General features: G+C 64.5%; 25 protein-coding genes. 10 read left to right on the top strand and 15 right to left on the bottom strand.

All coding sequences use genetic code 11. The annotated features are described in order from the left end of the window. Nucleotides 1–69 precede the first annotated feature (69 nt). A complete protein-coding gene (locus tag GWK63_RS08870) occupies nucleotides 70–660 on the top strand; it encodes an isochorismatase family protein (RefSeq protein WP_007400460.1) in 591 nt (196 codons plus the stop codon). Nucleotides 661–762: 102 nt separating this feature from the next. Here the strand turns inward: GWK63_RS08870 and GWK63_RS08865 are convergent, their stop codons facing one another. Continuing rightward, nucleotides 763–2,106 carry a GntT/GntP/DsdX family permease gene (locus GWK63_RS08865; protein ID WP_034928407.1) on the bottom strand — a complete coding sequence of 448 codons (1,344 nt, stop codon included), beginning with the start codon at nucleotides 2,104–2,106 and terminating at the stop codon, nucleotides 763–765. A 206-nt stretch (nucleotides 2,107–2,312) separates the two neighbouring features. Between GWK63_RS08865 and GWK63_RS08860 the strand changes: the two genes are divergently transcribed. Further along, nucleotides 2,313–3,062, top strand: coding sequence for a dienelactone hydrolase family protein (locus GWK63_RS08860; RefSeq protein WP_040000061.1), 750 nt, complete (start codon nucleotides 2,313–2,315; stop codon nucleotides 3,060–3,062). Here the strand turns inward: GWK63_RS08860 and ubiA are convergent. Next, nucleotides 3,052–3,969, bottom strand: a complete 918-nt coding sequence (gene ubiA, locus GWK63_RS08855) for a 4-hydroxybenzoate octaprenyltransferase (RefSeq protein WP_007400464.1) — start codon at nucleotides 3,967–3,969, stop codon at nucleotides 3,052–3,054. The genes GWK63_RS08860 and ubiA overlap by 11 nt on opposite strands. Nucleotides 3,970–4,127: 158 nt before the next feature. Here ubiA and GWK63_RS08850 point away from each other — a divergent pair, with 158 nt between their 5' ends. From GWK63_RS08850 to GWK63_RS08835, 4 genes are all read left to right on the top strand, one after another. Next, complete coding sequence (locus tag GWK63_RS08850) at nucleotides 4,128–4,868, top strand: 16S rRNA (uracil(1498)-N(3))-methyltransferase (RefSeq protein WP_007400466.1); 741 nt, start codon at nucleotides 4,128–4,130, stop codon at nucleotides 4,866–4,868. A gap of 87 nt (nucleotides 4,869–4,955) precedes the next feature. Beyond that, a complete protein-coding gene (locus GWK63_RS08845; protein ID WP_040000063.1) occupies nucleotides 4,956–6,368 on the top strand; it encodes a glutamate--cysteine ligase in 1,413 nt (470 codons plus the stop codon). Between the two features lie 328 nt (nucleotides 6,369–6,696). Further along, nucleotides 6,697–7,653, top strand: a complete 957-nt coding sequence (gene mbfA, locus GWK63_RS08840) for an iron exporter MbfA (protein ID WP_007400469.1) — start codon at nucleotides 6,697–6,699, stop codon at nucleotides 7,651–7,653. A gap of 75 nt (nucleotides 7,654–7,728) precedes the next feature. Further along, nucleotides 7,729–8,370, top strand: coding sequence for a LolA family protein (locus GWK63_RS08835; RefSeq protein WP_007400470.1), 642 nt, complete (start codon nucleotides 7,729–7,731; stop codon nucleotides 8,368–8,370). Between the two features lie 21 nt (nucleotides 8,371–8,391). On the opposite strand, the gene rsmI is transcribed toward GWK63_RS08835, so the two are convergent. Beyond that, nucleotides 8,392–9,384, bottom strand: coding sequence for a 16S rRNA (cytidine(1402)-2'-O)-methyltransferase (gene rsmI / locus GWK63_RS08830; RefSeq protein WP_007400471.1), 993 nt, complete (start codon nucleotides 9,382–9,384; stop codon nucleotides 8,392–8,394). 11 nt (nucleotides 9,385–9,395) lie between these two features. On the opposite strand from rsmI, the gene GWK63_RS08825 reads away from it, so the two are divergent. Next, entirely contained in the window at nucleotides 9,396–10,742 is a 1,347-nt protein-coding gene (locus GWK63_RS08825; RefSeq protein ID WP_223846503.1) for a penicillin-binding protein activator, read from the top strand. Between the two features lie 197 nt (nucleotides 10,743–10,939). Here GWK63_RS08825 and GWK63_RS08820 read toward each other — a convergent pair whose 3' ends face one another. Further along, nucleotides 10,940–11,296, bottom strand: coding sequence for a hypothetical protein (locus GWK63_RS08820; RefSeq protein ID WP_191011440.1), 357 nt, complete (start codon nucleotides 11,294–11,296; stop codon nucleotides 10,940–10,942). 70 nt (nucleotides 11,297–11,366) lie between these two features. Here GWK63_RS08820 and tnpA point away from each other — a divergent pair, with 70 nt between their 5' ends. The 3 genes from tnpA to tnpC all read left to right on the top strand — a co-directional run bounded on the left by tnpA (nucleotide 11,367) and on the right by tnpC (nucleotide 13,744). Further along, the gene (gene tnpA, locus GWK63_RS08815; RefSeq protein WP_007400224.1) at nucleotides 11,367–11,726 is read left to right on the top strand and encodes an IS66-like element accessory protein TnpA; all 360 of its coding nucleotides are present in this window, start codon (nucleotides 11,367–11,369) and stop codon (nucleotides 11,724–11,726) included. Beyond that, entirely contained in the window at nucleotides 11,723–12,070 is a 348-nt protein-coding gene (gene tnpB, locus GWK63_RS08810) for an IS66 family insertion sequence element accessory protein TnpB (protein ID WP_010510701.1), read from the top strand. The genes tnpA and tnpB overlap by 4 nt, the downstream gene beginning before the upstream one ends. Before the next feature lie 63 nt (nucleotides 12,071–12,133). After that, a complete protein-coding gene (gene tnpC / locus GWK63_RS08805; RefSeq protein ID WP_007397838.1) occupies nucleotides 12,134–13,744 on the top strand; it encodes an IS66 family transposase in 1,611 nt (536 codons plus the stop codon). A gap of 218 nt (nucleotides 13,745–13,962) precedes the next feature. Here the strand turns inward: tnpC and GWK63_RS08800 are convergent, their stop codons facing one another. From GWK63_RS08800 to pdxH, 11 genes are all read right to left on the bottom strand, one after another. Next, nucleotides 13,963–14,898, bottom strand: coding sequence for an LpxL/LpxP family acyltransferase (locus GWK63_RS08800; protein WP_007400474.1), 936 nt, complete (start codon nucleotides 14,896–14,898; stop codon nucleotides 13,963–13,965). Then, nucleotides 14,895–15,881, bottom strand: coding sequence for a tetraacyldisaccharide 4'-kinase (gene lpxK, locus GWK63_RS08795; protein WP_007400475.1), 987 nt, complete (start codon nucleotides 15,879–15,881; stop codon nucleotides 14,895–14,897). The genes GWK63_RS08800 and lpxK overlap by 4 nt, the downstream gene beginning before the upstream one ends. Further along, nucleotides 15,881–17,191, bottom strand: coding sequence for a 3-deoxy-D-manno-octulosonic acid transferase (locus tag GWK63_RS08790; RefSeq protein WP_040000079.1), 1,311 nt, complete (start codon nucleotides 17,189–17,191; stop codon nucleotides 15,881–15,883). Before GWK63_RS08790 ends, lpxK begins: the two co-directional genes overlap by 1 nt. Before the next feature lie 93 nt (nucleotides 17,192–17,284). Continuing rightward, nucleotides 17,285–17,773: a DUF934 domain-containing protein gene (locus GWK63_RS08785; RefSeq protein WP_007400477.1), complete on the bottom strand. Its 489-nt coding sequence runs from the start codon at nucleotides 17,771–17,773 to the stop codon at nucleotides 17,285–17,287. Further along, entirely contained in the window at nucleotides 17,760–19,448 is a 1,689-nt protein-coding gene (locus GWK63_RS08780) for a nitrite/sulfite reductase (protein ID WP_007400478.1), read from the bottom strand. The genes GWK63_RS08785 and GWK63_RS08780 overlap by 14 nt, the downstream gene beginning before the upstream one ends. After that, nucleotides 19,438–19,767 (bottom strand): DUF2849 domain-containing protein, encoded by a 330-nt coding sequence (locus GWK63_RS08775; RefSeq protein ID WP_007400479.1) that lies wholly within the window; start codon nucleotides 19,765–19,767, stop codon nucleotides 19,438–19,440. The genes GWK63_RS08780 and GWK63_RS08775 overlap by 11 nt, the downstream gene beginning before the upstream one ends. 151 nt (nucleotides 19,768–19,918) lie before the next feature. Beyond that, on the bottom strand, nucleotides 19,919–21,805 hold the full coding sequence (cysC, locus tag GWK63_RS08770; RefSeq protein WP_172459717.1) for an adenylyl-sulfate kinase: 1,887 nt from the start codon (nucleotides 21,803–21,805) through the stop codon (nucleotides 19,919–19,921). A 25-nt stretch (nucleotides 21,806–21,830) separates the two neighbouring features. Then, on the bottom strand, nucleotides 21,831–22,625 hold the full coding sequence (cysD, locus tag GWK63_RS08765; protein WP_007400481.1) for a sulfate adenylyltransferase subunit CysD: 795 nt from the start codon (nucleotides 22,623–22,625) through the stop codon (nucleotides 21,831–21,833). A gap of 73 nt (nucleotides 22,626–22,698) precedes the next feature. Further along, complete coding sequence (locus tag GWK63_RS08760) at nucleotides 22,699–23,391, bottom strand: phosphoadenylyl-sulfate reductase (protein WP_040000081.1); 693 nt, start codon at nucleotides 23,389–23,391, stop codon at nucleotides 22,699–22,701. A gap of 167 nt (nucleotides 23,392–23,558) precedes the next feature. Continuing rightward, a complete protein-coding gene (locus GWK63_RS08755) occupies nucleotides 23,559–24,404 on the bottom strand; it encodes a universal stress protein (RefSeq protein ID WP_050800822.1) in 846 nt (281 codons plus the stop codon). 122 nt (nucleotides 24,405–24,526) lie between these two features. Beyond that, entirely contained in the window at nucleotides 24,527–25,138 is a 612-nt protein-coding gene (pdxH, locus tag GWK63_RS08750) for a pyridoxamine 5'-phosphate oxidase (protein ID WP_007400484.1), read from the bottom strand. Nucleotides 25,139–25,296 lie beyond the last annotated feature (158 nt).

Below are 25,296 nucleotides of genomic sequence, written 5' to 3'. Positions count from 1 at the left end.
CCGGAATCGACCCGCCGCCCATGGCCCCGCCATGGGCAGGGATGATGCCGGCAGGGCGAAGGATGCAGGATGGCCATAACCCGCACCGATGCCCTGCTGATTATTGACATGCAGGTTGACTTCCTGCCCGGTGGCGCGCTGGCCGTGCCGGGGGCGGACGCGCTTGTGTCGCTGATAAACCGGCTAGGCCGGCTGCCGTTTGGCGCAGTGGTGGCAAGCCAGGACTGGCACCCGGCGGATCATGTTTCCTTTGCCACACGGGGCGGCCCGTGGCCCGTGCACTGCGTGGCGGGCAGCCGGGGGGCCGATCTTGCGCCCGGCCTTGAGCAGGATAAGATCGGTGTGCTGCTGCGCAAGGGGCTGGACCCCGCCATCGACAGCTATTCCGCCTTTGCCGATAATGCCGGGCAGCATCGTACCGGACTGGCGGCCCTGCTGAAGGAGCGGGGGATCACGCGCGTTTTCGTGGCAGGTGTCGCGCTGGATTACTGTGTGACCCATACCGCGCGCGATGCACGGCAGGCCGGGTTTGACACCATTGTGCTGCACGATGCCTGCCGTGCCGTGGCACAGGCCCCCCACGCCATACTGGCGGCACTGGACGCGGAGGGGATCGGCCATGTCGCCGGTGCGGAACTGCTGGCGCAGCATACGGCCTGAAAGACCGGAAAGAAGCTTTTGGTGAAGCTTCTTTCAGGAAGCCTCAGAAGGACACCTCTTTTTTGAAAAAAGGCAGCACCCGGAAACGTTCATTCCCTTTGCCTACCCGACAAACAGCGACAGCAGCAGCGCAAAACCCAGACCCAGCACGGCAATCAGCGTCTCGATAACCGACCATGTCTTGATGGTCTGGCCAACGGACAGGCCAAGATATTCCTTGATCTGCCAGAAGCCCGCATCATTGAGCGGCCCGAGTGCCACCGACCCGGCCCCCGTCACGATCACCATGAGTTCGGGCGATGCGCCATGCGTGCGCAGCAGGATCGGGCCCACAATGCCCGCCGCCGTGCTCATGGCCACCGTGGCAGACCCGGTGGCCACCCGCACTACCACCGCCAGCAGCCATGCCAGCACCAGCAGCGGCACATGCGCGCCCACCGCCAGGTCGGTAATGGCGGATGACACGCCACTATCCACCAGTTCCTGCCCAAAGCCGCCGCCCGCGCCCACCAGCAGCATGATCAGCGCGGTCGGGGCCAGGCAGTCATTGGTGAATTTGAGGATCGTCTCCCGGCTGAACCCGCGTGACAGGCCAAAGACTTGGAAGGACAGCAGGGTAGCCAGCGCGAGCGCGATATCGGTATTGCCAATGAAATGCAGCGCGTTGCTGAGCGGTGTACGGGGTGCGGCCACCATATCCGCAACCGATCCCACCAGCATCAGCACGACGGGGGAGAGGATGGTCAGCACCGTAATGACAAAACCCGGCATGTTCTGCGGCGGCTCGTGCTGGACGAACTGCGCTTCCAGCGCCGATGGCTGGACCGGCCCGATCCGGCCCGCGATGAAGCGTGCGTAAACCGGCCCGGCCAGGGCGGCCACCGGCGTGCCGATCACGATGCCCCACAGGATCGTCCGCCCGATATCGGCATGATAGGCCGACAGGGCAAGCAGGGTGGCCGGATGCGGCGGGATCATGGCATGGGTGACTGACAGCGCCGCCCCCATGGGCAGCGCCAGCAGCAAAAGCGGGGTATTGGTCCGCCGCGCCAGCGTGAAGGCCAGCGGTATGAGCAGCACGAACCCGACTTCAAAGAAAACCGGCAGCCCCACCAGCAGCCCGATCACCATCATGGCCCAGCTTACGCGCTTCCTGCCGGTCAGGTTGGTGATGGTCAGCGCGATCCGGTCGGCCCCGCCCGATTCCGCCAGCATCTTGCCCAGCATGGTGCCCAGCGCGATGACGGTCGCCACATGCCCCAGTACCCGTCCCGCCCCGGCCTCGAACGAGGCGATGGCCTTCTGCGGCGGCATGCCCGCCCCCAGCGCAAGCGCCAGCGACACCGCGAACAGCACGATGAACGGGTTGATCCGGAAGCGGGCGATCAGCACCACGACAGAGACAATGGCCAGCGTGGCAAGGGAGAGGGCAAACAGGGATGACATCACGGTTTCTGTAATAAATTCATAGCCCATACAGGCCGGTGGCAGTGGGAGATGTCAACGCATGAAGCTATTTTTTGCGTAATATCCGAACAAAATTACTTCATTTCCGGTCATGATATTACAAAAAAGCCCGGACCATCCCCTCTCGCCGGGTTCTACCCAACGCTGCTATCATGGCTTTTTTGCGCATGGGCAGGAGCCGCTTCGTGATCATCCACACGCATGAGACCGCCGATATCCCCACACCATCTGGCATGATGCGGATGCATGTTTTCCGCCCGGCGGTGGCGGGGCGTTTTCCCGGTATCGTACTCTTTTCCGAGATCTATCAGGTCACGGCCCCCATCCGCCGGCTGGCGGCCATGATGGCGGGGCAGGGCCATGTGGTGTGCGTGCCCGAGGTCTATCATGAATACGAACCGGCGGGCACGGTGCTGGCCTATGACAAGCCGGGCACGGACCGGGGCAATTTCCTGAAATTCGAGAAGCCGCTGGGGGGGTATGATGGCGATGCCCGCGCGGCGCTGGACTGGCTGGCGGCAAGCCCCCACTGCACCGGCGCGCTGGCCACGATGGGGGTGTGCCTGGGCGGGCATCTGGCATTCCGCGCGGCGCTGGACCCACGGGTGAAAGGGACGGTGTGCTTCTACGCCACCGATATCCATTCCCGCACGCTGGGGCAGGGCAGGCAGGATGACACGCTGGCCCGCGTGGGGGAATTGCAGGCCGAGGCGCTGATGGTCTGGGGCAGGCAGGACCCGCATGTGCCCTTTGCCGGGCGGCAGATGATCCGTGAGGCGCTGGAGACGGCGCAGTGCACTTATGAGTGGCACGAATTCAATGCCCAGCACGCCTTCCTGCGCGATGAAGGGCATCGGTTCGACGCGGCCCTGTTCCTTCAGTGCATGGACCTGACCCGTAATTTTCTGGGCCGGGTCCTGCACATCAGCGCGTAAGGAGACCCGCCAGCAGGGTGAGCGCTATGGCAAGCCCGGTTTCGCGGTTGAAGCGGAACAGGCGCAGGCAGCCTGCCGGGTCGCGTTCATCCAGCCTGCTGACCTGCCAGCCCAGCAGCGCGGCGGGCAGGGGCAGCAGGTACCAGAAGCCCGCGCCCGTACGGGCCAGCAGGCCCGCCACCCCCAGCCCGAGCAGGGTCAGTGCGTAGCACGCCCCCACGAACAGCCGCGCATGGCCTGCCATGAGGCGGGAGGTGGAGCGCACGCCAATGCGGGCGTCATCCTCCATGTCCTGAAAGCCGTAGATCGTATCGAACCCCAGCTGCCAGACAATGGTGGCCGCATACAGCGCGCACAGCGCCGCATCGACCCGGTCCGCCGCCGCCGCGTAACCCAGTGGGGCGCCAAAGCCGAAGGTGAACCCCATGACCAGCTGCGGCCACCACGTCACCCGCTTGGCCAGCGGATACAGCCCCACCAGGATCAGCGAGGACGCCCCCAGTATCTGCGACAGGGGATTGAGGTTCATCAGGATATTGAACCCGACCAGCAGCAGGGCGGCCAGGAACAGCGCCGCCTCCCGCATCGACAGCGCACCCGAGGCCAGCGGGCGGCCTGCCGTGCGGGCAACTTGGCGGTCGATGTCACGGTCCCACATGTCATTGACCACGCAGCCCGCGCCCCGCATCACCACGCTGCCGATGCCGAACAGCACGATCAGGAACAGGCGCTGGCGCACCGGCACATGGTCAGGCAGCAGGATGCCCCATATACCGGGCAGGAACAGCAGCCACGTGCCAATGGGCCGGTCCAGCCGCGCCAGCAGCGCATAGGGCCGCAGGCGGGGGGGCAGGCGGCCGATCCAGCCATCGGCCCGGATGTCCGTATGGGGTACAGGCTGGTCCATGCCGCAACTCCTTGGCGTGAATGCATGCCGCCCGCAGGGCCGCCTTTGCCGGTGACGGCGCGCCCCGTGGCTGCTAATGGCGAACAGATGGGCCGGAAGGCCCCGCCGGGTCAAGACCGGCCACGGCCATGCAAGACAGCGAAAGGTTACCACCAGGCATGAGGGACTGCCCGCGACTGTTCATCCCGCCCGACACCACCGCGCCCATGGTTGCGGGGGGCATGCTCGAACTGGAACCGGGGCAGGCCCATTACCTGGGCGCGGTGCTGCGCCAGCAGGCCGGGGGGGAAGTGGCGGTTTTCAATGCGCGTGACGGGCAGTGGCAGGGCGTGATCGACCACCTGCGCCGTGAGCGCTGCCAGATCCGGCTGGTGGAGCGGACTCGCGCGCCCGAGGCAACGGTGGGACTGGGCCTGCTGTTTGCTCCCCTCAAGCGCGATGCGACGGAAACGGTCATCCGCATGGGTACCGAACTGGGGGTGACGCGTTTCTGTCCCGTGGTGACCGAGCGTACGAACACCCACCGCCTTAACGCCGCCCGGCTGGAAAGCATTGCCCGTGAAGCCGCCGAACAGTGCGAACGGCTGGACGTACCCGGCATCGACCCGCTGGTGCCGCTGGTCAACCTGCTGGCGCAGTGGCCCGAAGGGATCAGCCTGTTCGCGGCCCTTGAGCGCAGCGCGCCCCGGCCCATGGCCGCTCCGGCACAGGCGGGGGACTGTGTCCTGATCGGGCCGGAAGGCGGCTTTTCCGCGCGCGAGCAGGACATGCTGCGCGCGCGCGCGTTCGTGCGCCCCGTCTCGCTGGGAAGCCTGGTGCTGCGGGCAGATACCGCCGCCGCCGCCGCCCTGGCTCTTGTCGGGGCTGGCCTCAAGGCCGTATGTGATGCAGGTTCGTAAATCATTCCGTTTTCATCCGGCATGCGCGCTCCGCCTGTCGCCGGCATCAATCTGAATTCTGACTGTCATGAGGATACTGCCCCCGCCATGTCGAATCCCGGCGCGCATAATTCAAACGTAATCGAATCTTTCGACCAGATGGTCGGCATACTGGCCGCGGGCGCACGCCCCCGGTCGGAATGGCGGATCGGCACGGAACATGAAAAATTCGGCTTCGTGAAGCCCGATGCCGCAGGCCCCGGGCGCAGGGCATGGTCATCGCCCCCCTATGCCCCGCGCGGGATCGAGGCGCTGCTGCGTGACCTGGCGGCCGAGCACGGTGGCACGCGGTGGGAGGAGATCATTGACCGTGGCGCCCTGATCGGCCTGAAGGGCCGGGCGGATGCAAAAGGCAGTTCCATATCGCTGGAACCGGGCGGGCAGTTCGAGCTTTCCGGCGCGCCGCTGGCCAGCCTGCACCAGACCGAGGCGGAAATGGCGCAGCATTTCAGCGCCATCCGCCCCGGCTGTGCCGAACTGGGGCTGGGCTTCGCCCCGCTGGGCTTCCACCCCACCGCCACGCGCGCCGATATTCCGTGGATGCCCAAAAGCCGCTACGCCATCATGCGCAACTACATGCCCAGGGTGGGCGCGCTGGGGCTGGACATGATGCTGCGCACCTGCACTGTGCAGGTGAACCTGGATTTCGGGTCGGAAGCGGACATGGCGCGCAAGATGCGCGTCTCCCTTGCGCTGCAGCCGGTGGCGACGGCGCTGTTCGCGTCCTCGCCGTTCTATGAGGGCAGGCCCAACGGCTTCCTGTCCAACCGCGCGCGTGTCTGGACCGATACCGACAATGCGCGCGCAGGCATGCCGCTGTTTTTCATGCGCGATGGCTTCAGCTTCGCCCGCTATGTGGACTGGCTGCTGGACGTGCCGATGTATTTCATCATGCACAACGGCGAGATGGTGGACGTGGCGGGCTGTTCCTTCCGCGCCTGGCTGGACGGGACGGACCTGCCCGGCCTGCCGGGCGTGCGCCCCACCATAGGGGATTTCGAGGACCATCTGACCACGGCCTTCCCTGATGTGCGTCTCAAGCAGTTCCTTGAAATGCGCGGCGCCGATGCGGGTTCACCCGCCATGATGCTGGCCCAGTCCGCACTCTGGACCGGAATCCTGTATGACGACGCGACGCTGCATGCCGCCGAGGCCCTGGTGCAGGAGCACGCATGGGAGGAATATGTCGCCCTGCGCGCCGCCGTTCCCCGCACCGGGCTGGAGACGCCATGGGCGGGCGGAACGTTGCGCGGGCTTGCCGCGCGCATGATCGAACTGGCGACCGATGGCCTGCGTGCCCGTGCCCTGCGTGACGGCGCCGGACATGACGAGACCCGTTACCTTGCCCCGCTGCATGAAATCGCCACAGGCGGCCCGACCCAGGCCGAAGCGTGGCTTGCCGCCTATCATGGCCGCTGGCAGGGTGATGTGACCCGTATCTTTGCCGAAGCTGCCGTATAACCAGCTGTTTTAAAGGAACAGAAATTTTTGGATGTCGTCTTTTTGCAAAAAGGCGACATTTTCCGGAGCTGTTTGAAAAAAGCTTGACCACGAACGTCCTGATAAATGCCCGAATGTTTTTTGGGCTGACTTTTCAGGCAGCGTTCAGGGACCAGCATGGGGCAGGGGTCATGGTTGCCGCCTGTCCTGCCCGCGGGAATGTGCGACAGGACATGTAATCGAGAAGCATAATCATTTTCGATGGAATACTTTACGAATACAATTGAGAATTATTTGTAGTTATACAATATTCTTGAGGTCATGAAAGAATTTATGCATAGACTGCGCAATGCGTAAATTCTCTTCCCTGTCCGATCAGGAAATACTCGCGCTCGCCATCTCCAACGAGGAGGAAGACGGCCGCATCTATTCCGATTTTGCCTATGCGCTGCGGGAAAACTACCCCGATACATCAAAAATATTCACGGACATGTCGGTGGAGGAAGATGGCCATCGCCGCGACCTGATTGACCTGTATGCACAGCGTTTCGGCCCGCATATCCCGCTTATCCGCAGGCAGGACATTGCCGATTTCATTGTGCGCAAACCGGCGTGGCAGGTACAGACGCTGGGGATAGAAGCCGTGCGCCAGCATGCCCGGCAGATGGAGATGGACGCCGCCCGCTTCTATCGCCAGGCCGCCCTGCGCACGACAGACGCCACGACCCGCAAACTGCTGGGCGACCTGGCCCATGCCGAGGACCAGCACGAACAGGCCGCCAACGCCATACAGGATAACCGCCTGCCCGCCAGCAAGCGCGAGGGGGAGGACGAGGACGCCCGCCGCCGCTTCGTGCTGCAGGTGATCCAGCCCGGGCTGGTGGGGCTTATGGACGGATCGGTTTCCACGCTGGCGCCGGTCTTCGCGGCCGCCTTTGCCACCCATCTGCCGTGGAACGCCTTCCTGGTGGGCATGGCGGCATCGGTCGGGGCCGGGATTTCCATGGGCTTTGCCGAGGCATTGTCCGATGATGGCAAGCTGTCGGGCCGTGGGGCGCCGCTGCTGCGCGGGGTGATATGCGGGCTCATGACCACGGCGGGGGGTATCGGGCATACGCTGCCGTTCCTGATCGATGATTTTACCGCCGCGATGGTGGCCGCCATGGTGGTGGTGGTGATCGAACTGTTCGTGATTTCATGGATACGGTGGCGGTATCAGGATACGCCGTTCGGCTCTGCCGTGGTGCAGATCGTGCTTGGCGGGCTGCTGGTGTTTGCCGCGGGCGTGCTGATTGGCAGTTCCTGAACCGCCTGCCTTGATATTGGCGGCATGATGGGGCACCAGTGGGGGCGGTACTGTCAGCAGGAAACGCCCCGTATCATGAGATTTCCCTCCCTTCTTGCCCTCTGTGGCCTGTCCTGCCTGCTGGCTGGTGGCATGATGCCGCCTGTGGCCCATGCGCAGGAGCAGATGGCTGTTGGCGCTTCCGATCAGGACCATGCGCTGCTGGAACAGGTGGAGCACCATCTTGATGCGATCAGCCAGCTCAAGGCCCGCTTCCGCCAGACCGCGCCGGATGGCAAGCAAAGCACCGGCACCGCCTGGATCGACCGGGCGAATCGTCGCATGCGCTTCCAGTATGATCCGCCCAGCCCGCTTCTGCTGGTGGCCAATCATGACCAGGTCGTGTTCAATGACAGCCAGCTTGACCAGACCACCACCATGCCCATGGAAAAGACGCCGCTTGGCCTGCTGCTGCGCCCGCATCTCCAGCTATCGGGGGATGTGACGGTAACCGGCCTGTCGCATGATGGCCATACGCTCAACATCACGCTTGTGCGCACCGATTCCCCCGGTGATGGCAGCATGACGCTGGTCTTCCATGACAGTCCGCTGCGGCTGCGCGGCTGGATCATTCAGGATGCCCAGCAGGAAACCACCCGTGTTGACCTGCTCGACATCACCACCAGCGGTGGTGTGCCGCCGGATTCGCTGTTCAATACCGACCTGCCCGAACACTAGGCGCCGGCTCTGGCGGCCTGTTCAGGATTCATCGCGCGCCAGTTCCAGTGCGCGGGCATAGACGGTGCGGCGCGGCAGGCTGGTAATGCCCGCCACCAGGGCCGCCGCGTCCTTGACCGACAGGGTGCGCAACGCTGTGCGGAGCTGGCTGTCCAGATCGGTGGCCGTGCTGTCATCTTCCAGCGGTGGGCCGACCACCACGGTAATCTCGCCGCGTGCCGGGTGTTCGCCGTAATGGGCGGCAAGGTCGGCCAGCGTGCCGCGCCGCACTTCCTCAAAGCGTTTGGTCAGTTCCCGCGCCACGGCGGCCGGGCGTGCAGGCCCCAGTACAGCAGCCAGCGTTGCCAGCATCTCGGCCAGCCGGTGCGGGGCTTCATGCCAGATCAGGGTGGCGGCAAGGCCCGCGCATTCGGCCGCGTGCAACCGCGCCAGTACTTCGCGCCGTGCTGCCTCACGCGGCGGCAGGAAGCCCGAGAACAGGAACGGATGCGGCGGCAGGCCCGACAGTGTCAGCGCCATGATGGCGGCATTCGGCCCCGGTACGGCACTGACCCGCGCCCCTTCGGCCACGACCGCGCGCACCAGCCGGTAACCGGGATCGGACATGAGTGGCGTGCCCGCATCCGATATCACGGCAATGCGCTGTCCCGCCGCCAGGGCGTGGAGCAGGGCGGGGATCTGGCGGTCCTCGTTATGGTCATGCAGCGGGCGGGTTTTCGTGTGGATGCCGTATTCACGCAGCAGGCGCGCGCTGGTGCGTGTGTCCTCGCACAGGATCAGGTCGCTTGCCTGTAGCGTTTCAATCGCGCGGCGGCTGATATCGGCCAGATTGCCGATGGGGGTTGCGACAAGGACCAGTTCCCCATCCTGATGCACAACCGCGGCGGCATCCGGCGCGTTCCCTGCATGACGGAGGGGCAATTCTCCGCTATGAACCGTATCATGGGAACTATCCGCCGGATATTCCGTGGCATGTTGAGACTTTGAAGGCGAGGAAGATGAGGCGTCAGACATTCGGAACCCAGATGCAAGGACAGGATGCTGATTCTGCCTCTCCACGCGCCGCATGCAAGCGCTTATTGCTGGCCGGGCTGGCGGTATCGGCATTGACCGCCTGCGCCAGCGGCGGCGGCCACCATGCGCCACATGCCGGGCGTAACGTGGGCGTGCTGCTGCCACTGAGCGGGAACAATGCGCGTCTGGGGCAGGAAATGCTGACCGCCACCCGCATGGCCATGAATACCCCGACCGCCCCGACGCTGGACGTACATGATACCGCGGCCCCGGGCAGCAGTGCCGGGGCTGCGGCCCAGGCCGCCATTGCGGCGGGTGACGGGCTGATCCTTGGCCCCCTGACTACCGATGACACCGCGCAGGCGGCAAAGGTCAGCGTACCCGCCAATATTCCCATGCTGGCCTTTACCAGTGATATTTCGGTAGCACAGCCCGGTGTATGGGCGCTGGGCATCGCGCCCGAACAGCAGGTGCGGCGCATGGTGCTGGCGGCGCACCAGCAGGGGCGGCAGCATTTCGCGGCCTTCCTGCCCAATAACCGGCTGGGGCAGGCGCTGGGGCAGGCCCTTCAGCGGGTGTGTGAGGAAAATGGCCTCCAGTCCCCGCAGGTCATGTTCCATGACAACACGCAGGAAGCCGTTACGGCCAGCCTGAAAACCCTGTCCGCCTATGACAGCCGCGCGGCCTCCGTGCCGCCGCCGGACCCGGCGGCGGCAACCGGGGCCGCTCCGGCCCCCGCCGCCCCGGCCCAGCCTGATGCGGCTGCGGTCGACCCCACCAATCCCGACGGTGCCGCCCCGGCGCAGCCCACGGCGCAGGAAGCGGCCACGCCTGCGGCTGCCGCCACGCCGGTCGCTTTTCCGCCACCGCCCTTTGATGCGCTGCTGCTGGGGGATACGGGGCTGCAACTGGGCCAGGTCATCAACGCACTGGCGCAGGCGCATGTTGACAGCACGCAGGTACAGATCATGGGGCCCGGCCTGTGGGGCGCGTTCGCCAGCAAGCTCGGTACGCTGTCGGGTGCATGGTACGCAGCGCCCGATCCGGCCAGCAGGCAGGCCTTCGTGCAGCAGTTCATGGCGCGCTACCACCACATGCCAACCCCGCTTGCAGACCTGACCTATGATTCGGCGGCACTGGTCAAGGCGCTGGACCAGGCGCGCCCGGCGGGCAGCCCCAATGGCTATTCCGTGCAGGCGCTGACGCGGCCGGACGGGTTTGGCGGGGTGGATGGTGCGTTCGGTTTTCTGGAAAATGGCCGGACACGGCGTGATCTGGCCGTGTTCCAGATATTGCCGGGTGGCGGCAGCAGGATTGTCATTCCCCCGGCGGGCAGGCTGCGCCGCAGCGCCAATTAGGCGATGGCCTGAAATAATTTACCGACAGGAAATAAAAAGACGTTCCGGGGTCGCCTTTTCAGATAAAGGCGACGCTCCCTGTAGCCAGCCCGGTAAAGCTTTACCGGACGTTTTCTTATGGCCGCGGGCATGGTCCATGCAGCCTTCGGGCGCGGGCGGGAAGCCGCGATCAATTGCGGGGGATTAACCGCCGCCGTTCAGGCGGCGACCGTGGCCCCGTTCGACAGCACCGGGCGGATTGCGTGCAGTGCTGCTTCAAACGTGCGATAGGTGGCGATGGGGCGCTCGCGGATCTGGTCGATCAGCACCCAGCCCATGCCTTCCGGACGGACCATGTAGGCGGGGTTGGCGTTTTCACGCACCCAGACCAGAACATGCTCGATATCGGCCTCGTCATACTCGTTGCGGTCCAGCACATCCGCGTCACACAGGCCCATGCAGGCACCCGCCTGCAGCCAGCGCATCAGGTATTCACGGTGGCGCGGCAGCAGGCCCTGCCGCAGGGAAACCACATTGGTGGAAGAAACGTAACCGGCCGTTTGAGGCCGCCTTATGATTGAGGATTGTGACTGGTAACTTACCGTCGTTAACGACGTCGTTATTGACGTCATTTGAGAGGTAAGAATGACCCAGGAAATCCTGATTGGCGTTGAACGCCGCCGCCGCTGGTCGGATGAACGGAAGCTGGCGATACTGGCTGAAGTTGGTGTGGATGGAGCAAGTGTATCGGATGTGGCACGTCGACATGACCTGACCCGCCAACATCTTTACCAATGGCGGACGTCATTCCGTCAAAGACTATCTTCCCCAGATCAGTCTGTGGCGTTTGTTCCTGTTGCTTCAGTGACGACACCTGCTGTGGCATCTGGCGGTGATCCTGACGAACTGGCCATAGTGCTGCGCAATGGCCGTAGTATCAGGGTGACGGGACATCCTGCCGAAGATCTTCTGGCCCGGGTCATCCGGATTGCGGAGACGGCATGATTGGCGTGGGCAACGGCGTGCGTGTCTATCTGGCCTGCGGGGTGACCGATATGCGCAAGGGCATATCGGGTCTGGCAGCACTGGCACAGGACGTGCTGCGTCAGAACCCGACATCAGGGGCGCTCTTTGCCTTTCGTGGTCGCCGTGGGGACAGGATCAAGCTTCTGATGTGGGACGGTCAGGGGTTCTGTCTTTATTACAAGGTGCTTGAGAAGGGACGTTTTCCATGGCCGTCTCCGGCAGAGGGCGTTGCACGCCTGACGACAGCACAGATGGCCATGCTGTGGGAAGGCATGGAGTGGAGACGCCCTTCCTGGTCTGCACCACCGTCTCGCGTGGCCTGATTTTTATGGCGTGAGAGTGCAGAACATTTTGAATTTTCTTAGGTTTTCTGCTATTTTTTCATAATGACGTCTGCACCTGCGGTCCTGCCTGATGATCCGGATACCCTGAGGGAAATGATTGTTTCCCTGCAGACCGAAGTGGCTCGGCTTTCTGCGTCAGCCCGTGCGTATGAAGCTCTTGTCCAGTCTCTCAAAATCCGGATCGCACGTCTTCAGAAACAGAAATTCGGGGCCAGTTCAGAAAAGATAGACCGTGAGATTGAACAACTCGAACTGCTCCTTGAAGATGTAAAAATCGCCATCGCGGCAGCCGATCCTTCTCCTGATATCAGGGAGCATGATGTCAGCGATGATGCACTCTCTCCCCCACGGCAGCGTGGCAAACCAAAGGTTTCTGACACGACACCACGGGAGCGTATTGTTCTCGACCCAGGTGAGGCCTGTCCTGCCTGTGGCGGTCCCCTGCGTCTTGTAGGCGAAGATGTCACCGAAATACTGGACTTTATTGCGGCAAAACTGAAAGTTGTCGAAACGGCACGGCTGAAGAAATCCTGCCGTCACTGCGAAACACTGGTGCAGCCTGAAGCACCGTCGCGCCCTGTCCCACGGGGGATGGCTGGCACCGGGCTTTTAGCCCATATCCTGGTCTCGAAATTCGATGACCACATTCCGCTTTATCGTCAGAATGAGATCTTTGCCCGTCAGGGTGTGGACATTCCCCGTTCAACCCTGATCGACTGGTGTGGTCAGGCCGTTGCCGTTCTGCGTCCTCTGACAGATCTGATCCGTCAGGATGTCGTAAAGGCAGACCTGCTACATGCTGATGATACACCCATCCAGGTTCTTGACCCCCGTCTGCGTCAGGCTGGCAAACCCCGGGGCGTGAAGGAAGGGCGGATCTGGAGCTATCTGCGCGATCCCCGCCCATGGGGAGGGAGTGATCCGCCCGCCGTGGCCTACTGGTTCTCTCCCGATCGCAAGGGGATCAATCCCCAGACCCATCTGGCACAGTTCCGGGGCATTCTGCAGGCTGACGCCTACGCCGGGTTCAGGGATCTGTATAAACCAGACGCAACAGGAACCGTGCACGTGCGCGAAGCGGCCTGCTGGGCTCATCTCCGCCGGGCCTTCCATGATGTCTGGAAGGGCAGTGATTCGACAATCGCAAGGGAAGCACTTGAACAGATCGGAGAGCTCTACGATATCGAGCGCCAGATCACCGGACACCCGGCCCCGTATCGTCTGGCTGTCCGACAGGAACAAAGCCGCCCCCGTGTCACAGCATTCCACGCATGGTGCGAAACACAGCTTGCCCGTATCCCTGGAAAGGGGGAACTGGCAAAAGCGATCCGTTATGCGCTCAACCGGTGGAAGGCCTTTACCCTGTTCCTCGAAGATGGTCGTGTCGCCATCGACAACAATCCTGCCGAACGCGCCATACGGCCCGTATGCGTGGGGCGAAAAAATTATCTCTTTGCCGGATCCGACACCGGGGGCGACAACATCGCTGATGCCATGACGCTTATCGAAAGCGCAAAACTCTCCCGGCTTAATCCGCACGATTACCTCGCCGACGTCCTGGCCCGTATCAACGAGCACAAGATCAACCGGCTCCACGAACTGTTGCCATGGAACTGGAAACCCGTGAATACACTGCACAGACAGGCCGCATAATCAAGGCGGCCCAGAGCGGCCGGTTACGAAGAAACCTGCTGATCCATCATGTGCATTTCGGTGGCCCCTCTGACTGTCTTGCTGTCGTGGCGTGACAACGTATGAACACGCTATTCATGCATGGCTGCTTTGCCAAACTGAATTTAGGCAAAAAAGCCGCAGAAACAGGCAGAAGGTTAATCCTGTGATAAAAAAGCAATAATTCGATATATAACTGACTATTTTTTAGGCTTCTTTACGTGCATTTGCATATTCCAGCGGCGATGAAGCCAGAGCCAGCAGCCCGGATGCTGCCGGATGATGCCTTCCATCCAGTCATTGACATGTTGTGTCAGATCCATCTGGTCCTGAATCCGGTCGCCACCATCGGGCAGGTCCAGCGGGGGGTGGACATGGATGCGCAGCCGCGCGGGGCCAAGGCGTTCCACATAACCGGGAATGACCGGGCAGCGCAGCCTTAGGGCCATGGCCGCCATGGCGCCTGCTGTCATGGCGGGCTGGCCGAAGAACCGGGCTTCCACGCCGTCATTCATCTTCTGGTCCACCAGCATGCCCAGATGTCCCCCTTTCAGGATATGCCCCAGCGCGCCGCGTGCGCCGCGCGCGCCCTTGGCAAACAGTGGCACGGGCTGGCCCATTGCCTCGTCACGCAGGTCGCACAGAATCCGGTCCACCAGCGGATTGTTGGGCGCGCGGTAGAAGGAGGAAAACGGCAGCCCGTAACGCGCCACCGCAGGCGGCAGCATTTCCCAGTTGCCGATATGGCCGGATACGAAAATGACCGGACCGCCGCGTGCCGCCTGCGCCACAAGGTGCTCTGCCCCCACCACGTCCCAGCCGGGGCCGGGGCCACCGTTGCGGGGCAGGGTGGCCAGATGCGGGAATTCCCCCGCGTTGCGGCCGATATTGTCCCACATGTCGCGTATGACCGCCCGGCGTGCGGGACCATCCAGTTCGGGCATGGCCATGCGCAGGTTGGTGTCGGCAATGCGGGAGACCGGCAGGCGTGGTCCCACCGTGCGGCACAGCCATCCCCCCAGGTTGGAGGCCCGGACCGGTCCGATTCGGCGGAACAGCGCCAGCAGCCCGCGTACGAACAGGGCTTCAAGGCGCATCTGCCGGGTGATGGGGCGGGTGGGGTCTGTCTGGGTCATCCGTCTTTCCTGTCCAGCCACAGGTCCAGTATCCGTTCGGGCATGGCGGCGTCGTTCCATGCCAGTGCCAGCCCGACGGTGTGGACCTGCCGCCGCCAGGAAGCGGGCAGGCGCACGGCGTCCTTCAGGGTGGTGACAAGGCAGGCATCCTGCCGCGTGGCCAGTGTGCGCAGGTGCTGCCAGTCCGCCGGGGTATAGGGATGGTGATCGGCAAAGCCCACGCAGCGTACGGGGGGAATGCCCGCGCGGGCCAGTCCGTCAAAGAACCGGGCGGGATGTGCGATTCCGGCAAAGGCAATGACCGGTCGCCCGCGTGGCACGTCGCTCACGTCCTGGCGCAGTGTTGCCGTAAAACAGGGCAGGCCGGGTTCCAGCCAGCGGGTCACGCCGTATTCATCCGGCCCGATCACCACAACGCCCTGTGCCCGTGCCAGCCCGGCGGGCACGGGTTCGCGCAGTGGCCCGGCAGGCAGTACGCGGCCATTGCCGAATCCCGTCCGCCCGTTCACCACCACCAGGGCGATATCGGGGCACAGGGTCGGGTTCTGCAATCCGTCATCCATGATCAGGCAGTCCGCCCCTTCGGCTATGGCCTGACGGGCGGCGCGCGCACGGTTGGCGCCCACATGGCAGGGGGCGATCCGGGCCAGCAGGAGCGGTTCATCACCCACATCGCGCGCGGTGTGCCGTGCGGGGTCCACCCGTATGCCCTGCGTCATCCGGCCGCCATAACCGCGTGACAGGAAAGCCGGCCTGCGCCCGCGTGCAATGGCGCGTTGTGCAAGGTCAAGTGCCAGTGGCGTCTTGCCCGCGCCACCCGCACCAATATTGCCGCAGCACAGGACCGGCACGGGTGCGGACCAGCCCGCGCCGCGCATCCGGTACGCCGTGGCCGCGCCATACAGCCACCCCAGCGGGGCAAGGAGGCGCGCGCGCGCCCCCGGCTGCGAGGGGGGACGCCACCAGAAGGCCGGGGCGCGCATTACCCGCCCCCCGGTGCCAGCAGGGCGTGGGCCACGCGGCGGGCGACTTCCGGATCGGGTGCGGCAAGGCGACTGGTCCTGGCCCCCAGTGCCCGGGCGCTGGCAGGCTGCTGGAGCAGCGGGATGACCCATGCCGCGATATCCTGTGCCGTATGGACCCTGCGCGCGCAATCGCCCAGCCGCGCATAGGCGGCGCGGAAATTGCCTGTCTGTGGCCCGGTTGCGATGGGGCAGCCCATATGGGCGGGCTCGGCCGGGTTATGGCCGCCGCCCGTGCAGCCGGGCAGGCTGTTGCCCAGCAGTACGGGTGCGCCAAGACCGTAGAACAGCCCGGTCTCGCCCAATGTATCGCCTATCCATACGCCATCATGAATGCTGGGCCACTGCTCCAGCGCGCGGCGGGGTGGCGCGGGGGTGGCCATGGTTGCGATTTCGGTCCCGCGATCGGGGTGGCGGGGAATGATGATGGCCAGTGCGTCCGGCACGGCCTGCCGCACCAATTCCGCCGCCGCGATCAGGGCTGGTTCTTCCCCCCGATGGGTCGAGGCCGCGATCCAGACCGGGCGGCCGGCAAGCCCGTGGCGCAATGCGGCCAGTTCTGCCGGGTTGCACGGCAGGGGGGGCGCTGCATCCTTCAGGTCGGCCACAAGATCAATCTGGGATGCGCCGCCCTGTTCCAAGCGGCCGGCATCTTCCATGCTGCGGGCCATCACCCAGCCGAAAGCGGACAGCATGCGGCGCAGCAGGCAGTGTGCCCGGCGCCACCCGGCCAGCGAGCGGTCGGACAGTCGCCCATTGACCAGTGCCAGTGCAATCTGCCGGTGCTGGCAGGCGGCAATCAGGTTGGGCCACAGTTCGCTTTCCACCAGCGCGGCCACATCAGGCCGCCAGGAATCCAGAAAGCGCGCGACCCAGTGCGGTACGTCAAGCGGGGCGAACTGGTGGATCACGCGCCCATGTCCTGCCATGTCGGCCACACGCGCCACCAGTACCTCGGCTCCCGTTACGGTACCGGTGGTCACAAGCACATGCACGGATGGGTCATTGATCAGTAGCTGGCCGATCACCGGTATGATCGCCACGTTTTCCCCCACGCTGGAAGCATGGAGCCATATCAGCCGGCCTGCGGGCCGCGACCGGCTGGCGATGCCCCGCCGCTGGGGCAGGCAGGCTGCGATTTCCCGGCCCCGGCGCGCCCGCCTGCGCAGGTTTGCACGCAGCACGGGGGCAAGCAGTGAGGCCACGCCCCACCAGCCAGCACCCAGTAGGGCCGCGCACAGGTCCCGCCCCGTTATGTGCATACGGGTCATGGCGTGGGCAGCGGTAAAACACGGTTGCGCATGATGGTGCGGTAACACGCCGCGCGCCGGGGGGAAAGCAGGCGGGCTTTCCCACCCCACCGGTCAGCCCAGGAAGCGGCGCAGCCCCAGCCCCTGCGGGCGCTCATGCAGGGTGGAAGGCTGGTAGGCGATGGTGATGATCTCGTGCGCCTGCCGCCACACGCTTATGTCTTCCGCGCGTTCGGTCTGCACGGTAGTCACGCCGCAGCGCAGCAGGAATTCGTACTGGTCGGGCAGCGGCTTGCCGGTGGCGCGGATCTCACCCTTAAAGCCCAGATGCTCACGCAGGGCGCGGGCCTGCGTAAACGCCCGCCCGTCACGGAATATGGGGAAGGTGACCGCCACCAGTTCCAGCCGGGGCAGGGCCGTGCGCAGCACCGCCACATCCACATCCGGTGCAATGGCCACACCCAGCGGGGCGTCACCCGTGCGGGCAAGCCCTTCCTCAAGCCGTTCGAGGGGAACGATCACCGCGCCTTCCGGCAGGGGTTCACCGTCCATCGCCACATGCCAGCGGTCCGGCGTGATCTGGCCGTTCTCAAGCAGGGGCATAGACGGCATCCTTGAAGCTGGCGGCGCCAAGGCGCCGGTAGGTGTCGAGAAACTGCTCATTGTCATGGCGCAGCACAAGATAGGTGTCGATCAGCCGGGCAATGGCGTCCACCGTTTCATCTTCCGGCAGGGCCGGGCCGATGATCTGGCCGATGGCCACATCCCCGCCTGCCGAACCGCCAAGGGTAAGCTGGAAGAATTCCTGCCCGCGCTTGTCCACGCCCAGAATGCCGATATGCCCCGCATGATGGTGCCCGCAGGCATTGATGCAGCCCGAGATGTTGATGTTGAGCGGCCCGATGCGCTCCTGCAGTTCGGGGTTGGCGAAGCGTGCGCTCAGTTTCTGTGCGATGGGGATGGAGCGCGCATTGGCCAGCGCGCAGTAATCCAGCCCCGGGCAGGCGATGATGTCGCCCACCAGCCCGATATTGGGCGTGGCCAGGTTCGCGGCCGCCAGCTTGCGCCACAGGTCGTGCAGCTGGTCCTTGCGCACATGGCCCAGCACCACGTTCTGCATGTGGGTCACGCGGATTTCGCCAAAGGAATGGCTGTCCGCCAGATCGGCCACCAGATCCATCTGGTCGGCGGTGATGTCGCCGGGAATGCCGCCATCGGGCTTGACCGAGATAACCGCGCAGATGAAGCCCTCGTGCCGGTGGGGATGGGTGTTGGTGCGCACCCAGCGGTCAAAGGCCGGGTCCGCTTTACGGCTGGCCGCCAGTGTCTGTTCCGCATCGGCCGGGGCGTTCAGCGGGGGAATGCCGAAGCGCGCGCGGATGCCATCCACAATGGCGGGGTCAAGCCGGTAGTCCGCGCGGTTCATCAGCGCGAATTCCGCGTCCACCTTTTCCCGGAATGCCTCGACACCAAGGGCCTGCACCAGAATCTTGATGCGCGCCTTGTACATGTTGTCGCGTCGGCCATAGGCATTGTACACGCGCACGATCGCCTCGAGATAGGCGACCAAGTCCTCTTCGGGCAGGGTGTCACGCAGCTTGACGCCAATGATCGGCGTACGGCCAAGCCCGCCGCCCACGAACACGTCAAATACCGGCCGCCCCTGCGGGCCGGGACGTGCCACCAGCCCGATATCATGGAAGCGGGCGGCCACCCGGTCATGCGGGCTGCCACTGATGGCAATCTTGAACTTGCGCGGCAGGAAGGTGAATTCGGGGTGCAGCGTGGACCACTGGCGCAGGATCTCGGCATGGATGCGCGGATCAAGCAGTTCGTCGGCAGCCGCCCCCGCAAACTCGTCGCATGTCACGTTGCGGATGCAGTTGCCGCTGGTCTGGATGGCATGCATGTCCACACCGGCAAGGTGCTCGAGGATATCGGGCGTATCTTCCAGCCGGATCCAGTTGAACTGCACGTTCTGGCGTGTGGTGAAATGCCCGTAATCGCGGTCATACGTACGTGCGATATGGGCCAGTGCGCGCATCTGGTCAGAGCCCATCATGCCATAGGGCACGGCCACGCGCAGCATGTAGGCGTGAAGCTGCAGGTACAGCCCGTTCATCAGGCGCAGCGGCTTGAACTCGTCCTCGCTCAGGTCGCCGGCCACGCGGCGGGCCACCTGCTCGCGGAACTGGGCCACGCGCTGCGACAGGAAGGTACGGTCCACCTGGTCATAGGCATATCGCCCGACCGGCAGGGTCGTGGTGTCAGTGGACATCGGATGTCTCCACGGGCGCGAAATCAGGATGGACACTCGGCCCGAACGCCCGGATGCGTTCACGGACCGTAAGGGGGGTGAGACCGGCGACGTCAGGATCAAGCTGCACGCCATAGATGCCGACAACCGTGCGGGCTTCCGGCATGGCCCTGGCCTGTTTTATGGCGTCCTCGATTTCCGCATTGTCGAACACGCGGGCATGGGTGATCAGTTCCGACCAGCCCTGTGCGGCAAGCCAGACAATCCGGCCATCAAGCAGGCGGTTGGCGGTAATGACGCTTGCGCCGGTGCTGTCCCGGCGATTGTTCCTGACATCCACTTGTAAACCGATCCCCTTCAGGCAACAGGTTTCATTTCTATCGACACTGGTAGGAAAAGGCGCACGCATTTACAAGCGCACGCCCTGCCTTAATTTCAGCCCGCACCTGTCTTCATGGCCCACCCGGTGCGGTACGGGTGGGCCGGTACGTTCAGGACTGCTGGCGCCGCGCGCTATCGTCCAGCCGGATCGCGTCACCGATATAGGTGGCAAGGCGGGCGGCCGTCTCGTCGCTTGTGGCGCCTGCCGTCTCCAGCCGCAGGGCCGGGTTGGCGGGGGCCTCATAAGGCGCGTCGATACCGGTGAAGCCTTCGATCCTGCCTGCGCGGGCGGCAGCATACAGCCCCTTGGGGTCACGCTGCTCACAGGTGGCCTGTGGCGTATCGATGAAGATTTCATGGAAACCCTCGCCCACGATCTGGCGGGCCAGCTCGCGGTCCGCCACGGTGGGGGAGATCAGCGCCACGATCACCACCTGACCGCTCTCGGCCAGGATGCGGGCCACGGCGGCGGCACGGCGCACGTTCTCGCGCCGGTCGGCATCCGAGAAGCCCAGGTCCGAGCACAGCCCCGCGCGCAGCGTGTCACCATCCAGCACCGATACGTCGATGCCACGGGCGAACAGGCGGTTTTCCGCCCCGCGCGCCAGCGTGCTCTTGCCCGCGCCCGGCAGCCCGGTCATCCAGAATACACCGCCACGATGCCCCTTGGCGCGTGCCCGGTCCCATGGCGAGACGGCGCTGCCCGTGGGGTGGATGGCATTGCGGCCGGCAACGCTCTCGGCCACGCCAATCAGCGGCGCGCCGCCCACGATCTGCTGGTTACGGTCCACCAGCACCCCGCGCCCATCCGCCGTGCCGGGCAGGAAGGGGTCGAACAGCATGGTTTCGGATACGGCCAGCGTAATCTCGGCAAAGCCTTCGGGCGGGACTTCGGCGGCGGGGTGTTCGGTCAGGTCTTCCAGCCGCACCACGGAATCAATGGCGGCAACGGTCACCTGATGCTCGGCGGTGGCAAGGCGCAGCCTGAAGCTTTCCCCCACGCGCAGCGGTTCCTGGCGCAGCCAGAACAGGCGGGTGCGGATGCGTGCGGCGCGTAGCGGCGCATGGTCGGCCGGGAACAGGAAGTCACCCCGGTCGGGGATCACGTCCGGCTCCAGTGTAACCGCAACCGACTGCCCTGCAATGGCCGCGACCTGCGGGGCGGTGTGCCAGCTTTCGATGGTGGCGATGCGCGCGCGTGCGCCATGCGTGCCGATCACTACTTCATCGCCCACGCGGATGCGCCCGCGTTCGATCCGGCCCACGACCACGCGCTTGGTATCAAAACGGTAGACATCCTGCACCGGCAGGCGCAGCGGCAGGTCGGCGCGTGAGGAAGGAGCAGGCACGGCGGCCAGCGCTTCGGTCAGCGTGGGGCCTTTGTACCACGGCATTTTGTCGGAGCGTGAGGCCATGTTGTCGCCTTCACGCGCGGAGGCGGGGACGAACACGGTCGGCTCGATTTCAAGCTGGTGCAGCAGGGTGGTGATGTCGCGCTCGGCGGCCTCGATCTTCTTCTGGTCGTAATCCAGGATATCGACCTTGTTCATCAGCACGATGACATGGCGGATCCCGATCAGGCGCAGCAGCATGGCGTGGCGGCGGGTCTGTTCCTGCGCGCCTTCATTTGCGTCCACCACCAGCACGGCGGCTTCGGCATCGGCGGCACCGGTAATCATGTTGCGCAGGAACTGGCGGTGGCCCGGCGCATCCACGATCACGAACTGGCGCTTGCCCAGGCGGAAGGGTATGCGGGTGGAATCCACCGTAACACCCTGGTCACGCTCGATCTGCAGGCTGTCGAGCAGGAAGCTCCATTCCACCGCGAGTCCGCGCTTCTTGCTGGATTCAATGATCTGGGCCACGCGCCCGTCGGGCAGGCTGTCGGTATCATACAGCAGGCGGCCGATCAGGGTGGACTTGCCATGGTCGACATGGCCCACGATCACGATGGGGGTTGCGGCTTCCTGCGGGGCAGGGGTCGGGACTGTATTCATTGTCATATAACTCCGTCCTGTCCGCTCAGAGATAACCGGCCACGCGCAGGCGTTCGAACGCGTCTTCGGATTCATGGTCCATGGCGCGCCCCGCACGTTCGGAAGTGCGCGAGGTTTCGAGTTCGGCAATCACCTCGGCCACGGTCGTGGCATTGCTTTCCACCGGGCTGGTGATGTCCTGATCCCCCAGGGAGCGGTAGCGCTTGCCGTCCCTGGCAAAATACAGGTCAACCAGCGGGATGCCCTCGCGCTCGATGTAGCGCCAGATGTCGATCTCACGCCATGCCAGCAGGGGGTGGACGCGCACATGCATGCCGGCCTCGTGCGGGGTGGCGTACTGGTCCCAGAATTCGGGGGGCTGGTTGCGCACATCCCATTTGTGGCCCGAGCCACGGGGGCTGAACACGCGTTCCTTGGCACGGGTGGCCTGTTCGTCACGGCGGATGCCCGCGATCACGCCCGCCAGCTTGTACTTGTCGATCATGGCGGCAAGCCCTGCTGTCTTGCGCGCGGCGGAACGGGCGGCGGGCGGCAGGGTGGGGTCGATTTCCTCTACCGGCGGGCAGTCGCCCAGCAGCAGGTCCAGGTTCCACTTCTTGGTATATTCATCGCGGAACTGGTACATCTCGGGGAATTTCTTGCCCGTGTCGACATGCATCACGGGAAAGGGCACGCGACCGAGGAAGGCCTTGCGCGCCAGCCAGACCATGACATTGGAATCCTTGCCCAGCGACCACAGCATCGCCAGCGGCTTCAGCTTCCGGTAGGCTTCACGCAGGATGAAGATGCTCTGCGCCTCGAGTTGGTCGAGATCGTCCATGGAATTAAGACCTTCCGTTACAGGAAAGAAAACAGGCGGCCGGTATGGCCGGTTAAGGGGAAACCCCCGCCATTCAGCTGGCGGTGGGAAGGTGAATGCCGCATTCGGTCTTGGCCTGACCGGCCCAGCGGCCCTGACGCGGGTCTTCGCCTTCCGCCACGGGCCGGGTGCACGGCGCGCACCCGATCGAAGGGTAGCCGCGCAGGGTAAGCGGGTGGCGCGGCAGGTTGCGGCGCGTGATTTCGGCATCAAGTTCGCGCGGGGTCCAGGCGATCAGCGGGTTGATCTTGATCCTGCCGCCCGCGGCCTCTTCCACCACCGGCAGCCCCTGCCGGGTTGCGGCCTGACTGCGCTTGCGCCCGGTAATCCACGCATCGAACGGGATCATGGCCTCATCCAGCGGCTCGACCTTGCGCAGCGCGCAGCAGGCATCGGGGTCGAACGCCCAGAGCTGGCCCTGAGGGTCACGTTTCTCGATCTGTTTTTCAGCCGGGTGGAGGTCACGCACGTCACGCAGGCCCAGCACGCGGGCCAGTTCCTGCCGGTATTCCAGCGTTTCGGGAAAATGCTGGCCGGTCTGCAGGAACAGGACCGGCACGTCGGGGTCAATTTCAGCGGCAAGGGCCAGCATGACCGCCGATTCCGCCCCGAAGGAGGAAACTAGGGCAATTCGCCCGCGCAGTCGCGTCAGGGCGGCCCGAAGGACCGCTGGCGCATCTTCGCCCGCCGCCTTCAGGGTCGCCATAATCTCCGCATTGATGCGCATAATGTCCTCCACGCCAGATTTTACACTAGGTCAGGGCGTTCTTTTCACGCCACACCTAACCCTCACGGAGCGTAAAATCAAGAGAAGCGCGACATTTATACATATTTTTTTGCAAAATTGTCCATCTCCCGCCCGGCCCTGTCGGTCGGGCGGGTTCCATCCCCGGTTCAGCGGCTCATCAGCACGGTAATGTCGCTGTTTTCCAGCATATGCCGCGTCACACCGCCCAGAATCATCTGACGCAGGCGGGAGTGGGAATAGGCCCCCATGACAAGCATGTCGGCGTTGAAGGCGTGGGCGGCGGCCAGCATGTCCTCGCCCACCGGGTGGGAATCACTACCAAATTCGTGAATATGCGCGGTTACACCGTGAAGCGAGAGAAAGGAGCTGACATGACGTGCCTCCGGTCCCGGCCGCTGGTAGGCGGGACTGTACAGGATGCACACCGCCTGCGCGCGGCGCAGCAGGGGAAGGGCATGGTGGATGGCCGATGCCGCCTCCGACGTGCCGTTCCAGCCAATGCAGATGCGCTTTCCCACCGTGGGCGGGGCGACGGGGGGGACGATGATCACGCCCTGCCCACTTTCAAACAACACGGCGTGCAGTGTGTCGGAGGAGGAGACATCCCCCTCCGGGTTGGGCTGGCGCAGCACGACAAGGTCCGACAGCCGCGCCTGGAAGGCCACGACACTGCGGGTATGGCCGCTATGGGCAATGAAACTGGCCGACAGGGCATGCATGCCCGCGGGCGAGAAAGGCGAATCAACCGCCACGACCGGGATCTTCTCGTGCACGATGAATGCATCGAACAGCGCGCGTACGCCGTGCAGGCGGGCGGCACTTTCCTTGAGCGCGGCGGTAATCATGTCCTGTACCATCGCACCCGACAGGCCTTCACCCACCAGGGGGCCGACTTCCTGCATGTCGGTGCCGACATGCAGTACGGCGAGATGGGCGTCAAACATGCGTGCGATGGCGCCGCCGACCTGCAGCGCGCTTTCCGCGTGACTCATTCCACCCAGGGGCAGCAATATCCTGCGCACACACATCCGGTTTCTCTCCTGATCCGCCGGCACCACGCCGTGGCGGCGCCTTTCAGGGGAGAGAACGGACCAGCCGCCCCTAAGTTCAGGAATCAGGGGTAAAGGCGTTCGCTGCTCCATGTCCCGTCCGTGCCCTCGCGGTCCCACACCACCCGGTCGTGCAGGCGGTAGGGGCGGTCCTGCCAGAACTCGAAATGCCGGGGCACCAGGCGAAATCCGCTCCAGTTGGCGGGGCGGGGAATGACCGCGTCCGGTTCGGGGTAGCGGGCTTCCAGTTCCGCCACGGCTGTCTCGAACACCGCGCGGTCGGCCAGCGGGTGCGACTGGTTCGATGCAATTGCCCCCAGGCGCGAGATGCGGCTGCGGCTGGCGAAATAGGCGTCGGCCTCGGCCGGCGTGACCGGCTCTACCGGGCCTTCGATGCGGATCTGGCGGCGGATGCTCTTCCAGTGGAACAGCAGGGCCGCCTGCGGGTTGGCCGCAAGCTCGCCGGCCTTGCGGCTGTTGAGGTTGGTGTAGAACACAAAGCCGCGCCGGTCGGCCCCCTTGAGCAGGATCATGCGCACCGACGGTCGCCCGTCCGGCGTTGCGGTGGCCAGCGCCATGGCATTGGGGTCGTTCGGTTCATGGGCGGTGGCATCCGCCATCCAGGTTTCGAAAAGGGTGAACGGGTCGGCATCAAGGGCAATGAGGGGAAGGGTCATGAAAGGGCTGTTCCGCGGTGCTGGCTGTCCCGCATTCCCGGTTCCGCGCGGGGCGGAACGGGTCATGCGGAAACATATGGAAACATAAGGTAAGTTACCGTGCGAGGAATATTAGCTACAATTACGCCATTCGGCATCTTGTCCGAAACGGCAGCTTG

Source organism: Komagataeibacter rhaeticus, from assembly GCF_011611525.1.
In the GTDB taxonomy this organism is placed as follows: domain Bacteria; phylum Pseudomonadota; class Alphaproteobacteria; order Acetobacterales; family Acetobacteraceae; genus Komagataeibacter; species Komagataeibacter rhaeticus.
The sequence above is the reverse complement of the archived record's forward strand: the minus strand, read 5'-3'. Positions and strand labels throughout refer to the sequence as shown.

Bases quoted from the DNA above. Each gene is read 5' to 3' on its own strand.
- GWK63_RS08760 (WP_040000081.1), bottom strand. From the start codon at position 23,391: ATGCGCATCAATGCGGAGATTATGGCGACCCTGAAGGCGGCGGGCGAA.
- cysC (WP_172459717.1), bottom strand. From the start codon at position 21,805: ATGAATACAGTCCCGACCCCTGCCCCGCAGGAAGCCGCAACCCCCATC.
- GWK63_RS08790 (WP_040000079.1), bottom strand. From the start codon at position 17,191: ATGACCCGTATGCACATAACGGGGCGGGACCTGTGCGCGGCCCTACTG.
- GWK63_RS08825 (WP_223846503.1), top strand. From the start codon at position 9,396: ATGCAAGGACAGGATGCTGATTCTGCCTCTCCACGCGCCGCATGCAAG.
- ubiA (WP_007400464.1), bottom strand. From the start codon at position 3,969: ATGGACCAGCCTGTACCCCATACGGACATCCGGGCCGATGGCTGGATC.
- GWK63_RS08850 (WP_007400466.1), top strand. From the start codon at position 4,128: ATGAGGGACTGCCCGCGACTGTTCATCCCGCCCGACACCACCGCGCCC.
- GWK63_RS08800 (WP_007400474.1), bottom strand. From the start codon at position 14,898: ATGACCCAGACAGACCCCACCCGCCCCATCACCCGGCAGATGCGCCTT.
- tnpC (WP_007397838.1), top strand. From the start codon at position 12,134: ATGACGTCTGCACCTGCGGTCCTGCCTGATGATCCGGATACCCTGAGG.
- GWK63_RS08845 (WP_040000063.1), top strand. From the start codon at position 4,956: ATGTCGAATCCCGGCGCGCATAATTCAAACGTAATCGAATCTTTCGAC.
- rsmI (WP_007400471.1), bottom strand. From the start codon at position 9,384: ATGTCTGACGCCTCATCTTCCTCGCCTTCAAAGTCTCAACATGCCACG.
- GWK63_RS08865 (WP_034928407.1), bottom strand. From the start codon at position 2,106: ATGTCATCCCTGTTTGCCCTCTCCCTTGCCACGCTGGCCATTGTCTCT.
- GWK63_RS08785 (WP_007400477.1), bottom strand. From the start codon at position 17,773: ATGCCCCTGCTTGAGAACGGCCAGATCACGCCGGACCGCTGGCATGTG.
- tnpB (WP_010510701.1), top strand. From the start codon at position 11,723: ATGATTGGCGTGGGCAACGGCGTGCGTGTCTATCTGGCCTGCGGGGTG.
- GWK63_RS08780 (WP_007400478.1), bottom strand. From the start codon at position 19,448: ATGTCCACTGACACCACGACCCTGCCGGTCGGGCGATATGCCTATGAC.
- GWK63_RS08835 (WP_007400470.1), top strand. From the start codon at position 7,729: ATGAGATTTCCCTCCCTTCTTGCCCTCTGTGGCCTGTCCTGCCTGCTG.
- lpxK (WP_007400475.1), bottom strand. From the start codon at position 15,881: ATGCGCGCCCCGGCCTTCTGGTGGCGTCCCCCCTCGCAGCCGGGGGCG.
- mbfA (WP_007400469.1), top strand. From the start codon at position 6,697: ATGCGTAAATTCTCTTCCCTGTCCGATCAGGAAATACTCGCGCTCGCC.
- GWK63_RS08870 (WP_007400460.1), top strand. From the start codon at position 70: ATGGCCATAACCCGCACCGATGCCCTGCTGATTATTGACATGCAGGTT.
- pdxH (WP_007400484.1), bottom strand. From the start codon at position 25,138: ATGACCCTTCCCCTCATTGCCCTTGATGCCGACCCGTTCACCCTTTTC.
- GWK63_RS08755 (WP_050800822.1), bottom strand. From the start codon at position 24,404: ATGAGTCACGCGGAAAGCGCGCTGCAGGTCGGCGGCGCCATCGCACGC.
- tnpA (WP_007400224.1), top strand. From the start codon at position 11,367: ATGACCCAGGAAATCCTGATTGGCGTTGAACGCCGCCGCCGCTGGTCG.
- cysD (WP_007400481.1), bottom strand. From the start codon at position 22,625: ATGGACGATCTCGACCAACTCGAGGCGCAGAGCATCTTCATCCTGCGT.